This window comes from Microcystis sp. MC19, assembly GCF_003019735.1.
Taxonomy (GTDB): Bacteria; Cyanobacteriota; Cyanobacteriia; order Cyanobacteriales; family Microcystaceae; genus Microcystis.
This window is the reverse complement of record NZ_CP020664.1, coordinates 2,160,721-2,175,000: the sequence shown is the minus strand read 5'-3', so window position 1 is coordinate 2,175,000 and position 14,280 is coordinate 2,160,721. Positions and strand designations below refer to the sequence as shown.

The window sequence follows — 14,280 nt, the reverse complement described above, 5'->3', positions numbered from 1 at the left end:
ATCTATGGCTAACATTTCTCCGTCGCTAGTCATAAATTTATGATCTTTGGTTGCTTGGATAGTTTGCCCATTTTCTAGGGTATATTCAAAGACCTCTTGTAAACCTCGCTCGTGCCATTGAGAGATTGGTTGACTATAAACAAAACCATTTTTATCTACACTATAAACAGTGCAGTTAATTTCTTCGCTCACAATTTTAGCAATTGGTAATAATCCGTATTCCTCAGTTAAAATTAACGTCTCACCTCCCAGACAATATTCGGCAAAATTTACCATCTGTTCAAAGAGATTTTCAGCGATTCTTTTTTCCACACCATTTTTAGCAGCACCATCGATAAACATCTCCCTTTGTTTCTGCATTTCGGAGGCTTTTTTCTTACCCATTGCTCGACGCAATAGATCTGCTTCTCCTAGGGAATAACCAGCTAAATCCTGCGCCATTTTCATAATCTGTTCTTGATAGACTAAAACTGCGTAGGTTTCCTTAAGAATTGGTTCCAATAAAGGATGATCATAACGAATGGGTTCTCTACCGTGTTTTCTGCCAATAAAGAGAGGAATTAATCCCGCATCTAAAGGACCGGGACGATAGAGTGCTAGGATTGAAGATATGTCCTCAATACCCGATGGTTTTAACTCTTTAACGATCTGTTTCATCCCCGACGATTCTAACTGGAAAATACCTTCTAAATCCCCTTCTTCTAGTAATCCGTGGGTTTTGAGAATATCGGGAGGTAGTTTTTTATGTTCCCCTTTGGCCCGAATTTGCAGGGCTTTTCTTTCATCTAAAGGCAATTGATCCAGATCAATTTCTATGCCCTGATTTTGTTTAATTAAATCGGCGGTTTTTTTCAAAGTGGTTAAATTTCTTAACCCTAAAAAGTCCATTTTTAACAATCCCAATGATTCTAAATCTTCCATGAAATATTGGGTAATTACCGCACCATCATTATTTTTCTGGAGGGGAACCACTTCATCTAAAGGCTGGGAAGAAATGACGACTCCTGCGGCATGAACTCCAAAGGTTTTGTTAGTACCTTCGATACGAATTGCCATATCTAACCAATGACGCACATGGGGTTCCGTATCGTATCTTTCTTTAAATGCTGGTTCGGGAGTGTCATCGGAAATCATCACTTTTAACGGTGTCGGTTTCCCGCGAGAAACGGGAATCATTTTCGCCATTTTATCCGATTCGGCATAGGGAATATCTAACACCCTCGCCACATCTTTTAAAACAGCTTTTGATGTCATGCGGTTAAAAGTAATGATTTGGGCAACATTAGCCTCACCGTATTTTTCCGTAACGTATTGGATCATTTCATCCCGTCTCTCGATACAGAAATCCGTATCAATATCAGGCATAGATTTTCGTTCAGGATTGAGAAAACGCTCAAATAATAAACCGTGATGAACGGGATCAATATTGGTTATTTTTAAAGAATATGCTACCAAAGAACCGGCCGCAGAACCGCGTCCTGGACCGACGGGTATATCATGATCTCTAGCATATTTTATATAGTCCCAAACGACGAGAAAATAGGTAGAAAATCCCATTTTCTGTAACATTTTTAATTCGTATTCCAGCCTTTCTTTGTAAACGGGTTCAATCTCGTGACGAGAAGGACATTTTAATCTTTCTAGTAATCCTAACCAAGCAATTTCTTCTACATAACTATCAGCAGTATGTCCGGCAGGAACAGGATAATTAGGCAGCCTTGGTTCATTAAATATGTTATAAGGTTCGACTTTTTCTGCTACTTCTAAGGTGTTATTAATCGCTTCTTCAATCACATCTTCTGGCAGATGATCACGGAAAAGTAAGCGCATTTCATCAGCAGATTTTAAGTATTCTGTGCCGCTATAACGGAGGCGTTTGTCTTCAGTAATTAACTTGGCAGTTTGAATACAAAGCAAGGCATCGTGTGCCTCTACATCGTAACAGGAAATAAAGTGAGAATCGTTAGTAGCAACTACTTTAATTCCTAATTCTTTAGCAATTTTAACTATTTCTACATTGACAATCCGATCTTCTTTAGAACCGTGGTCTTGAATTTCTAAATAAAAATCATCACCAAAAAGTTTTTTATACCATTTAGCAGTTTCCTTAGCCAGTTTCCTGTTATTAGCTAAAATCGCTTGAGGAATCTCTCCACCCAAGCAAGCACTGGTAACTATCAATCCTTCGTGGTATTGTTGGAGTAACTCTTTATTGATACAAGGACGAGCAAAAATGCCTTTACCTTGAATACCTTTCAGATTAGAAATAGTTGTTAATTTAACTAGATTTTTATAGCCTTGGGTATTTTTGGCTAAAACAACTTGATGATATTTTCGGTGGCGAAGATTGACTTCAATATCGCCATTGACTATATACATTTCGTTGCCAATAATTGGTTTTATTCCCTTATTACGGCAGGTTTTAATTAATTCGATCGCACCATACATGACTCCATGATCGGTTAAAGCGATCGCTGGTTGTCCCAATTCGATCGCTCGATCAATTAGTGCCGGCAATTGGGAAGCACCATCAAGTAAGCTATAATCACTGTGAATATGTAAACCGACAAAAGACATAATTTTTCAGGAAAAAGTAACAAGTCAAAAGCAAAAAAACTAGAATTTACTAACTTTTAATTTTCAGCAATTACAGTCTATTTTTAGGGTTGATTGAGAATCCTATAGGGGAAAGAACTTTCTTCTAAATTAAACCATTGTTCTCGCAGTTTCTGGTTATCATTGCTGCCGACAACAGTATCAACAAATTTTTTCCATTCGGGATCGTTTTTGGGTAAAATACAGCCATAAAGTTCGGTGGTAATCGGTTGACTGGGTAGTAGCACAAATTGTCGCGGATCCTGTCCTTGTTTAACGAGTTCCCCCAGCAGAAGAATTCCATCACTAACCACTGCGTTTACTTCTCCCCTTTGTAATTTTGCCACTGCCTCACTTCGATCGCTGACAGCTTGCCAATTAGCCAGAGGATAGATATAACGAATAATACTATCGGTGGTGGTGTGGGGAATATAGGCGATCGCAACTGCCGCTAAAGTGTTATTAATATCTATTTTATCAACATTTTCCCTTTTAGTTAAAAATTGCGCTCCTGTCATAAAATAGGGAATAGAAAAATTAACCCTTTCTAGTCTTTCTTCCGTGATTGTTGCCGCATTACAGGATAAATCTACTTGTCCCTGTTCCACTTGCTGAAAACGATTATTAGTCGTCGCTTCTGTAAAGGTTATTGTAATCGGTTTAGCCAATTCTTGTGCTAATCGACGTTGGACTAAGCGCATTAATTCCACTCCGTAACCTGTCCATTTTCCCGTTTTCTCATCGATATAACTAAAGGGAGTAGCGTCTTTTCTAGCTGCCGCTTTTAATTCTCCCGTGCGAGCAATTCTTTGTAAAACTGTTTCTGCCAAGGCTGATAAATGTAGGTTATTTATCAGTAAAAGACCTAGAAAAATAAAGCAAAAGTTTTTAGACATATCAAGAAAGCAAGAAGGAGATAGGGAGAAAAAAAGCTAACCACCGACGCGCGATTAGCAAGTACTGCTATATTTTAACTACGATCCTCAAATAATCCACTCAAACGTTCTACCTCTGTTTGTGCTGTGTACATAGGAGTTCCGGCCAGAATTCCGGTAACATTGCGGAAAGGTTGGCCGATGTGCATACCTTGATGATCGATCGAAAACTCACGAATATCCTTATCGTGCATAGAACCGCGCATTTTTAAAACAGTGATACCGCGGCGCATTTCTCCATACATTTCCACATAACGCAGTAGAATAATTGAATCGGTAATTGTAGAAATATGAGCTTCTGTAATCGAGGAACCTCCTAATAAAGTGGGAGTGGTGGAAGTAAATAATCCTCCTACCTCTTTTTGCTTAATAAAAGAAGTCAAACCGATAATAAATTCCCGAAATCCTTTCAGACTAGAAACCCGTTCTAAAGCAGATAAACTATCTACTGCCACTCGATTAGGTTGAAACTCCTCGATAATTTCCTTCATCATAATTAAATGATTTTCTAAACCCGTAGTTTCGGGATAACGGCAGACTACCTTTAATTTACCTTCCTTTTCCATGCGGTCATAATCCACACCCCAACCGGTAGCATTTCTAAATAACTGTTCGCGACTTTCCTCGAAGGCAAAAATTAAACATCTTTCCCCATTAGTTACTCCCCCAGCCATAAATTCTGTCACCATCAGGGTTTTTCCTGTTCCTGTGGCTCCCGAAACCAAAATAACCGAATCGCGGAAGAAACCACCCCCACACATTCTATCGAGTTCCAGGCTGCCGGAAGTAATACGAATATTAGAGGATTTTTGTTCTAATTCAATGGCTGATAAAGGAATAATCACGGCCCCTTTATTGGGAATAATTGTAAAAGGAAATTCTCCTTTTTGGTGATCGGTTCCCCGATATTTTAAAATTTCGATCGTCCTTCTTCTTTTCTCATCGGTTAAAACGTTGCGTAAAATCACCACATTATCGGCCACAAATTCCTCCACCCCATAACGACTGATTTCGCCGTATTCTTGGGTTCTTTCTGCGGTCATAATCGCTGTTACTTCCAATTCTCGCAAAGCGGTTGCCAGACGAAAAAGATCACTTCTCACTTGAGCGCTATCACTCAAATGGCTAAAAATTGCGCCTAAAGAATCCATAGACACCCGTTTAGCTTTATTTTTGCGGATAGCAAACTCAATGCGAGCGATTAATGCGCCTAGGTCGTATTCTCCTGTCACCATCGGCTTTTCTTCCGGTTGGGGGGAAGCATCGACAAAGGCCCACTGGCGATTCTCCTCCCACTGCCGGATATTCCAACCGAAACCACCCATATTTTTTCTCAGTGCTTGGGGTGGCTCCTCGAAGGTGACAAAAACGCCATTTTCTCCATTTTTGATGCCTTCTGCGAGAAATTGACAGGCAAAGACCGTTTTAGCACTTCCTGCCGTCCCCGCTATCAAAGTTGCTCGTCCTTTCGGTAATCCCCCTTCCGAAAGAAAATCAAAGCCGGGGATTCCTGTTTCTAACTTCTCAATCAACTCTAGGGGATTATTTTGCGTCATTTAAGTTCTCTATGAAAACGAGCCACTGTTTATTGTACCTATTTCAGTGACCAGTGATACCGGAAATTCATCCCTAGTTTGAGAGTTTGAGCATTGGTAATAAAATTTCCCAGACATCGTTTAAATGCAGGACAGCTTCACCCACGCATAACAGAGATTGGTTACATTCAAGGAAAACTATATAAGCAGGTAAATCTTAGCCACAATTAACCAAAACAGCAGCTAACTAATAGTTAGAATCAAAGTAAGTTTTGTATTTAGTTGATTAATACTATCCTTGACAACTTTGAGAGAGTTTAAGGTATAATCATAGGTAAGCCAAATATTTGTCATATTTATTTGCTCTACTATGGAACATACAACCGATAATAATCACAATCAGCAAGAAAGCGATAATCAAAGACAAAAAATAACAAGAGATAATAAACCCATCCTGAATCTTGATCCTAATAAAACTATACCCTACATACAGGAAGGAGCCAAACCTAAAAATGAATAATTTCCGTTTATTTCAGGGTTCCTTGAGATGGGTCATGATTTGACGCATCTCAAGGAAAAATAAAGTAAAGTTCCCTAACTATAAAGGAACTTGAGTAATCCAATCTTGATACTTTTGTTCCTGATTAAGAACAATAGAACTTAACTTTTCTTTTAACTGATAAGTAATCGGTTTAGCTGCAGGTAAAGAAAAAGTTTCAATCCTTTTAATCGGAGTAATTTTCGCCGCAGTGCCACTTAAAAACACCTCATCAGCGATAAATAACTCCGTCTTATCTACGGGTCTTTCAATAACCGGAATACCCAAATCCCGCGCAATAGTTAAAACACTATCTCTAGTAATACCCTCTAGGATATCTTGGTCAAAACTAGGAGTAATTAGCTGACCATTTCTGATGATAAAAATATTCATTCCCGTCGCTTCACAGACTTTACCCTGAGAATTCATTAAAATTGCCTCATCAAACCCCGATTCTACCGCTTCCGTTTTTGCTAAAGCAGAAGTGATATAAGCGGCGCTAATTTTACCTCGCAACGGGAAACTTCTATCCTCCTGACGATACCAAGAACTAATCCGACAGTTAACCCCATCGGCAGCTAAATAATCATCCATTTCTAGACCATAGACTAGAAAATCCTTCTCGATACCATGCAATCGCGGAGCAATTCCCAACCCTGAACTATAGACAAGGGGACGAATATAAAAAGGTCGATTACACTGATTCTTTTTCACAAAATCGATAATTATTTGATAGATTTTATCAGCAGAAATCTCGTAATTAAGAAACTTAGCACTTTGACTTAAACGCTGACAATGACGTTCCAATCTAAATAATAATATCTGTCCTGGATTGCTAGGGTCGGGAGTACCTCGTAAACCACCGAAAGCGGCAGTTCCGTAGTGTAGTGCGTGGGTAGCAATGGATAATTTTGCCTCAGTAAAAGGGATAAATTTATTCTCAAAATAGGCGAGAGGAAGGAAAGGAATTTCGGCGGTAATAGACATTTTTTTGTTGATTTAACCAAGAATTAAACGGGATTTACCCATGCGGAAAAATTTTGTTTCTGGCTATTAGAAGGATTTTCTACCCTGATAATTTCATAGCGAATCGTCTGCGGGGCAGCCAGTGGAACAGCAAGGGTTCGCAATTCATCGAGATGAAAGACTGTTATCTGAATAATATCACCTGCGCGGTAGTCTTTTAATCTTTCGTTTAACTGTTCCGCCGTCACCCGCAATCCATCGATAGCCAATAATTCATCATCAGCATTAATTCCCGCTTTTTGGCAAGGAGAACCCATCTCGACAAATTTAATTATTTCTTTACCCGCTTCACTCTGTACCCGCATTCCCAGATAAGGTATCGTCTCCCCATTGCCAACACCCCGCAGATAGAGTCCAAAAGGTTCAAGATATTCATTAAAGGGTAATTCTTCCAAACCGTCGATATAACGGCAGTAGAAGTCACTTAAATCCACTCCCGCAGCCGATTCGAGAATTGCCTGCAATTCCCCATCGGTATAACCAATCTCCTCTTTACCGAAATGTTGCCACATCGAGCGTAAAACATCATCGAGGGAACGACGGTTATCGGTGTGGGTGCGAATTAGTAAATCCAGAAGCAGCGACAATAATTCCCCCTTGAGATAGTAGGAAATTTGACTATTATCGCTATTGCTATCCCGTCGGTAGAGTTTTATCCAAGCATCAAAACTCGATTCGCCTAGAGGTTGGACAAGACGACCGGGTATATTGAGATAACGAGTAATTTCTTTGCTTAAAAGCTCTAAAAAAGTCTTACTATCGTATATTCCCGCCCGTAGAGGGATTACTATATCGTAATAACTGGTGGTTCCTTCGGCAAACCAGAGGGAAGAAGTATAATTTTCTGCGTCATAATCGAAGCTTTCTAAAGCTTTTGGGCGAATACGCTTGATATTCCAGAGATGAAAGAACTCATGGGCGACTAATTGCAGAAAACGATTATATTTATCCTTATCTCGTAATCCCAAACGCGCATAGTTAAGGGTACAGGAATTTTTATGTTCTAGTCCCCCGTAACCAGCCGCCGAAAGATGTAGCAAAAAGAGATAATTATCATAGGGGAGTCCACCGAACATAGCCGACTCGGTTTGAATAATTTTAGTGGTATCAGCGATAATTTGACTAGGATTGGCGTTTCCCCGTCCCCAGATAGCTAATTGATGGGGTTTTCCCTCGACGACAAAATCGTATAACTGATGAATCCCCACCTCCACGGGACTGTCCACTAGGGTATCGAAATCGGGAACGTGAAAGCTGTTTTTCTGTCCGGGTAAAGATTTTAAGGCAGTGGTAACGCGCCAATCGCCATGGGGGGGGATAATTGTCAAGGTGAGGGGATGTTTTTGATAATCGGGGATATAGAAGAATAAAGCAGCCCCGTTGAAGTAACCGTGAGTATCGTCGAGATGGTTGGTTCTGACGGTTAAATCGTGGGCAAAAACGCGATATTTGACCGTTATTTCGGAACTGTCACCATTGTCAATCTGCCAGTGATTTTTAGCAACTTTGCGACTTTTGAGGTTAACAGCTTGAAAATCTTGGACTAAACGGGAGTATTCCCGCACCAGATAGGAACCGGGGGTCCAAACCGGCATTTTTAGGTTTAAAATCGGAGCTTGCCAACCAGTAATCTGTAGAGTGACTTCAAAGAGGTGTGAAGTCGGTTCCGACATAGCCACTTGATAGCTGAGACTTAAACGAGTTGAGGAGATGGTAGTGGGGGAAATAAGACTGGTCATCGGCATTAAACAAGCTTTTTAGTTATTATAGCGGCAAGCTTTCGGCTAAATTCCCCGGTTTCGCCGCCAAAAATCCGATGGTTTTGCAAGATTTGACCTCTTGGATAATTAATTTTTGATGGCTCAAAAACAGCAAAAATAAGGATTAAATCGCCTAAAATCTGTAAATAGACTATTTAATTGATTATTACTTATTTTTAATTCTCCTGACTCCTGACTACTGGCTACTGAATCCTAACCCTAACAACAATTTTTGATTTTTACAAGCGGTCTATTTGACCGAGCAGTTTTGGCACTGTAACCCCCGCAAATCCTGCGGGGGTTTTTTTGCCGATTCAGCGTCTTTCTGCCGGGGGTGCGGGAGGAATCACATCAGGGGGAGGAGTCACCTCTAGGGGAACCGAACGAGTTTCGGGAGCTGCCACAGTGACGGGAACGGTAATCGGTTCGGCTGCTGCGGGGGCCGTATTTTGAGGACTAGGAGCAGCGGCGCTGGTAGGAGCAACGGTAGTACGCCGACGACTAGAACGGCGTTGGCTCGGTTCGCTAGTATTAGAACGGACGATAGTTTGCTCACGACTTACCCGAACCCGTCGCCGTCTGCGGATGGGGCCTTCGGTGGGGGAACCCTCATCACTGCTGGCTAAACGGTTATTAATAGTTTGGGTAAAGTAGGTACGTCGGGGTTTAATGGGTTCCGCTTTTAATGTCACCGGACGTTTACCTAAATTCGGTTCTGGGAAACCTTGATAGGGAATATCCTTAATTGCTTCTAACATAAATTGTCGCCACATCCAAGCGGACATGGTACTGGCTCCATTGGTGGGTTTATTATTGTCATTACCGAGCCAAATTCCCGTGACTAATTGGGGAATATAACCGACAAACCAAAGGTCACGAGCCTTGTCAGAAGTGCCAGTTTTTCCTGCCACCGGACGACCAATTTGTGCGGGGGTTCCCGTTCCCGAATTAACCACATCCTGCAGCATCCAAGTCATCGTCGCTGCCGTGTTTTGATTCAGAGCAGTTTTCGGTTTAAAATTGGCTTGATAAATTACTTTACCATTGCGATCGAGTACCTGATTAATACCGTAAACTGGTTGATGCACACCATTATTAGCAAAAGTCCCGTAGGCGCTGGTCAATTCTAAAAGATTGACTTCCGAAGCACCCAAAGCCAAAGAATAAGTGGGTAAAAGTTTCGACTGGATCCCCATATCTTGAGCTAATTTAATCACCGGATTCCAACCCACAGCCACTAACACCTGAACTGCCACCACATTGAGGGAAGAAGTCAAAGCATCGCGCATGGACACCTCGCGGCCGCTATACCTATCACCGTAGTTTTCCGGTTTATAACCATCCACCACATACTGAGCATCTTTATAATCAGAATAAGGGGATTTACCCGCCGCAATCGCCGCCGCATAGACAAAAGGTTTAAAAGTAGATCCCGGCTGACGTTTTGCTTGTGTCACCCGATTGAATTGATTCTTATCGTGGTCAATTCCCCCGACCATAGCCTTAATTTGCCCATTTTTGGGGTCAATTGCCACTAAAGCCGCCTGTTGGAAGTTCTGCCACTGGCCATAACGAGAAACCGCTCTTTCTACCACTTCCTCCGCTTCGCTTTGCCAACGAGGATTAAGGGTAGTTTTTACCACCAATCCCCCCGCTTCTAGGGTTTTAGCGGGAACCAGTTGCGGCAGTTCTTTTTCCACATAATCGGTAAAATAGGCCGCTTGCCGTTGCAGACGTTTTAGGGGACTGGTTTTCAGGCCTAGGGGAGATGCGATCGCCAGTTGTGCTTGAGCGTTAGTAATAAATCCCACCTCGGCCATAGTTTTGAGGACGATATTACGCCGTTCTAGGGCAGATTTAGGGTTTTCGAGGGGAGAATAGAGACTAGGAGCGGGAACAATGCCTGCAAGGGTGGCAGCTTCGGCTAGAGTTAATTTATCGACGGGTTTACTGAAATATAACCAAGCGGCATCGGCCAGACCGTAGGCCCCGGAACCGAGATAAACTAGGTGAAAATAACGCTCTAAAATCTGGTCTTTTGTATATTTATCTTCTATTTTCTGAGCGATACGCATTTCCCGTAATTTGCGATCAAAACTCCTTTCTTGGGATAAAAAGACAATCCGGGCCAATTGTTGGGTGATGGTGCTGCCTCCTTCCACCACTCCCCCGGCTCTCAGGTTAGAAAAGAGAGCGCGAGCAATACCCTGACCATCAACTCCCCCGTGTTGGCGAAAACGGCGGTCTTCACTAGCGATAAAGGCTTCCTGTACCAGTGGGGGAACTTGGGCAATTTTCACGGTTTCGTAAGTGCTAGGGCCATTTTGCTTGAGGATTTCCCCATTAGCGGCTTGAATTGTCAGGGTGCCTGGACGAGCATAGGTTTGTATATCGGCGATATTTTGCGGTAGAGAGGTTTCAAGGCGATAAATGCCCCAACCTACCCCCAAAAGTCCCCCTGTCACCCCTAATCCCAATCCCAAGTACAACCCAAAGCGGGGATGCTGTCGCCATTGCGGTAAGGGGGAATTGTCGATCAGGGTAGTAAATTTGTTCTTTAGAGGTTTTAATGTCTCTAGAGCCTTACTACTGGTTTTGGAGACTAAATTCACCTTTTTTTCTTCAGAAGTGGCTTCTACTGGCTTTTCCTCCGCAACGGGAGCAGATTCGGAGTCGATAGGATCGACTTTAGGTGGTTGCTGGGAATTCTCTAATTTATTAGCGAGATTATGAAAAAATTGACTAAGTTTTTGTTTGTATTTCATGTTAGTTGAGCGGGTGAGGGAGTGGGAATTATGAATTATGAATTATGAATTATGAATTGGGGAGAGGGGAGCAGGGAGAATAAATAAAAATAATTTCCCGACGACCGACTCCTGACTCTTTAAAGATCGCTAAATTGTCGCCACCATTGCTGGAGAGGATAATAGAGGAGGGGAGTCCAGAGACTACTAAGCAGAGCAGCAGTGAGAGCAATGCGTTGATAATCGAGCCAAAGATCGGCGAGATTTTTGCCTCCTTGTAGATAGTATTGAAAAGCGATGGCAGCATCGGCAATTAAAGTCATGAAAAAGACAATTAAGACCACGGCGATCAATTCTTCTTTAACATAACGCTGTCGGTGTAAACGGGAAGTGAGGAAACCGATCAGACCAAAAACCATGATATGGGAAGGATAATTAGAGGTAAGACTATCTTGAATAGCACCGATCGCTAATCCGGCCACCACACTATCGAGACAAGAGCGATTGAGACTCCAACTAACCAACCAAATCAGTAACCAATTGGGAGCGATGCCTAAAATCTCCATACCGGGCAGCCGCATTAAGGAAAGAAAGGCACAGAGAAGCAGCGAAGCGACAGTGACCAAAATATTCAGTATAAAACGAGAACGGGCTGATAAACGGCTTAATTTCAGCATAATTCCCCCTCTCACTGCTGAGGTTGCGGGTGAACGAACACCCATTCGAGATTGTCCACGGTGGCGGTAAATTCAATTTTGGCGGTGGGGGCGGGATTTTCCTGTAAATTAAGGGAAATTATGCGACCGATGGGCAAACCTGGCGAAAAAAGACTACTAAAAGCCGAAGTTGTCACCACATCTCCCGGTTTGACATCGGGAGCTTTTTCAAAAAAGCGCAGGGTGGCGACTTGGGAATTCTGACCTTGAATCAAACCCATGGCCCGACTACGATTCACCGTTGCTCCGATGCGACTTTGGGAATTACTGACCAATAAAACTTTGCTGGTGTGGGGAGTAACTTCCGTAATCCGTCCCACTAAACCACCAATTCCCGTCACCGAAGCACCCACTGGCACACCATCGGCGCTACCACGACCGATAATTACCTGTTGCCACCAATCATCGGCGCTGCGGCCGATAATTGGGGCAGAAATCAGGGGTTTTTTCTGGGTTTGATAATAACCAAGCTGTTTTTTTAATTGTTGATTTTGATATTCGACTTCACTTAAACGATTTTGTAATTCCCGCACCCGTTGATCGGCCAGAAGTTGCTCTTGCAGATTAGTTTCCTCTCCCTGAAAAGGGCGAGTTAATAAACCATACAATTCTAAAATCGCCCCACTTTGATAGGTGCGAATGTACCAAGCTACCCCCAGAGCGGCAGCGAGCAGCAAAAGTCGCCATCCCTGCTGTGTCCATTTTCGTCGTGCTGAATACATGAGCGATTTTAAACCTCTTGGCTGTGTAGAGTGAGAATCCGTGTCTTTTGCCGCTAACCGATCCTAGTGACCTTTAGACATTGCGAGTTGTTTCATTAACGATCCGCTCAAAGAGTTTCTGATTTTTTAACACTTCTCCCGTGCCTTTGACAACACAGCGCAGGGGATCTTCAGCCACATGGGTAACGATACCGGTTTCGTGACTGACTAGGCGATCGAGTCCCCGTAATAAAGCACCTCCTCCCGCTAACATGATGCCGCGATCGATAATATCGGCGGCCAATTCGGGGGGAGTTTTTTCTAGGGTACGTTTGATCGCATCAACGATCACGGAAAGTGGCTCATCCATACTTTCCCGCACTTCTTCCGCTTTGATCGTCACGGTGCGGGGTAAACCCGACATAAGATGCAATCCCCGCACTTCCAGAGGAGGAAATTCATCTCCGGGGGAGGGATAAGCCGAACCAAGGCGAATTTTGATATCTTCGGCCGTGCGTTCCCCGATAATCAGGTTATGGACTTTTTTCAGATAAGCGATAACTGCTTCCGTCAGTTCATCCCCGGCCACACGGACCGATTCACTGATCACTGTCCCATCGAGACTGAGAATGGCCACTTCCGTGGTGCCACCACCGATATCGATGATCATATTACCCGTCGCTTCCGAGACGGGTAAACCTGCACCCAAGGCCGCCGCAACCGGTTCATCAATTAACCCCACTTCTCGCGAACCGGCATTTTTGGCCGCATCCACCACCGCGCGTCTTTCTACTCCAGTAATGCCACTGGGAACACCGATTACCATGCGGGGATTGCCAATCGTGCCATCGAGCGCTCGTTTGATGAATTCCGCTAACATGATCTCGCAACTGTAAAAATCGGCGATTACCCCATCGCGCAGGGGTCGCAGAGCGGTGACATGGCCCGGAGTGCGACCGAGCATTTTTTTTGCCTCCTCCCCGACGGCGACCGGGTTACGATCTTGATCGATCGCCACTACCGATGGTTCCTCTAAAACGATGCCTTTCCCTGATACATAAACGAGGGTGTTTGCTGTCCCCAAGTCTATACCTATGTCCCTTGATAAGCCTAGACCTCTAAAAAAACCCACTTGTTTTCACTCCTGTTCTTATAAAACGTTGCTATAGCTAGACTTTCGATCGAATCGACTTGGATTTTATTAGGTTTTGTTTCTCAAGTCTAGTTAATTATCGCTTCTTTCTCTCCAGATTGACGCAAATCCCTGCCCTAATTTTCCCCCTGGCCACCGGTCAAGGCCGAGGTTTCGGGCTAAAATAAACATACTATTGTACTAAATTGAGGATTTAAGACCATGAGTTTAAATCTGGTTCATTTGGTGGGACGAGCGGGGAGAGACCCAGAAACGAAGTATTTCGAGTCGGGTAAGGTTTTATGTACCTTCACTTTAGCGGTTAATCGTCGCTCGAAAAATAGCGATCAGCCGGATTGGTTCGATCTGGAAATTTGGGGCAAAACGGCGGAGGTGGCCGCTAATTATGTGAAAAAAGGCGGTTTAATCGGGATTAAAGGGTCTTTAAAAATGGATACCTGGAATGATAAAAACACCGGATTAGCTCGCTCTAAACCGGTGATTCTCGTCGATCAATTAGATTTACTCGGTTCTAAACGCGATAGTGAGGCTTATTCCGAGCGAGAATTTTAAAGCTTGAGCGGCATTATTTCCCGAT

The 14,280-nt window shown here is 43.1% G+C and carries 11 protein-coding genes (1 of these 11 only partly in view); 2 read left to right on the top strand and 9 right to left on the bottom strand.

Features of this window, described 5'->3' with window-relative positions; genetic code table 11:
• From B5D77_RS11095 to kaiC, 3 genes are all read right to left on the bottom strand, one after another.
• Positions 1 to 2,577 carry the 5' portion of a trans-splicing intein-formed DNA polymerase III subunit alpha N-terminal partner DnaE-N gene (locus B5D77_RS11095; protein ID WP_008202738.1) on the bottom strand. It extends 48 nt beyond the left edge of the window, so only the first 2,577 of its 2,625 coding nucleotides appear in the window; its start codon is at positions 2,575 to 2,577; the stop codon falls past the left edge of the window.
• Between the two features lie 83 nt (positions 2,578 to 2,660).
• Positions 2,661 to 3,491: an amino acid ABC transporter substrate-binding protein gene (locus B5D77_RS11090; protein WP_008202740.1), complete on the bottom strand. Its 831-nt coding sequence runs from the start codon at positions 3,489 to 3,491 to the stop codon at positions 2,661 to 2,663.
• A 74-nt stretch (positions 3,492 to 3,565) separates the two neighbouring features.
• Positions 3,566 to 5,086 (bottom strand): circadian clock protein KaiC, encoded by a 1,521-nt coding sequence (gene kaiC / locus B5D77_RS11085; protein WP_106908832.1) that lies wholly within the window; start codon positions 5,084 to 5,086, stop codon positions 3,566 to 3,568.
• Positions 5,087 to 5,435: 349 nt separating this feature from the next.
• Between kaiC and B5D77_RS26255 the strand changes: the two genes are divergently transcribed.
• Positions 5,436 to 5,585, top strand: coding sequence for a hypothetical protein (locus B5D77_RS26255; RefSeq protein WP_008202743.1), 150 nt, complete (start codon positions 5,436 to 5,438; stop codon positions 5,583 to 5,585).
• A gap of 78 nt (positions 5,586 to 5,663) precedes the next feature.
• On the opposite strand, the gene B5D77_RS11080 is transcribed toward B5D77_RS26255, so the two are convergent.
• From B5D77_RS11080 to B5D77_RS11055, 6 genes are all read right to left on the bottom strand, one after another.
• Positions 5,664 to 6,590: a branched-chain amino acid transaminase gene (locus B5D77_RS11080; RefSeq protein ID WP_008202745.1), complete on the bottom strand. Its 927-nt coding sequence runs from the start codon at positions 6,588 to 6,590 to the stop codon at positions 5,664 to 5,666.
• A 23-nt stretch (positions 6,591 to 6,613) separates the two neighbouring features.
• The gene (locus B5D77_RS11075; RefSeq protein ID WP_008202748.1) at positions 6,614 to 8,374 is read right to left on the bottom strand and encodes a M61 family metallopeptidase; all 1,761 of its coding nucleotides are present in this window, start codon (positions 8,372 to 8,374) and stop codon (positions 6,614 to 6,616) included.
• Positions 8,375 to 8,703: 329 nt separating this feature from the next.
• The gene (locus tag B5D77_RS11070) at positions 8,704 to 11,154 is read right to left on the bottom strand and encodes a transglycosylase domain-containing protein (RefSeq protein WP_106908831.1); all 2,451 of its coding nucleotides are present in this window, start codon (positions 11,152 to 11,154) and stop codon (positions 8,704 to 8,706) included.
• A 119-nt stretch (positions 11,155 to 11,273) separates the two neighbouring features.
• Positions 11,274 to 11,855: a rod shape-determining protein MreD gene (gene mreD / locus B5D77_RS11065; protein ID WP_106908830.1), complete on the bottom strand. Its 582-nt coding sequence runs from the start codon at positions 11,853 to 11,855 to the stop codon at positions 11,274 to 11,276.
• On the bottom strand, positions 11,822 to 12,571 hold the full coding sequence (gene mreC / locus B5D77_RS11060; protein WP_008202753.1) for a rod shape-determining protein MreC: 750 nt from the start codon (positions 12,569 to 12,571) through the stop codon (positions 11,822 to 11,824). Before mreC ends, mreD begins: the two co-directional genes overlap by 34 nt.
• A gap of 73 nt (positions 12,572 to 12,644) precedes the next feature.
• Positions 12,645 to 13,682 carry a rod shape-determining protein gene (locus B5D77_RS11055; RefSeq protein ID WP_008202755.1) on the bottom strand — a complete coding sequence of 346 codons (1,038 nt, stop codon included), beginning with the start codon at positions 13,680 to 13,682 and terminating at the stop codon, positions 12,645 to 12,647.
• 222 nt (positions 13,683 to 13,904) lie between these two features.
• Between B5D77_RS11055 and B5D77_RS11050 the strand changes: the two genes are divergently transcribed.
• A complete protein-coding gene (locus B5D77_RS11050; protein WP_008202758.1) occupies positions 13,905 to 14,255 on the top strand; it encodes a single-stranded DNA-binding protein in 351 nt (116 codons plus the stop codon).
• The last annotated feature ends 25 nt before the right edge of the window (positions 14,256 to 14,280 follow it).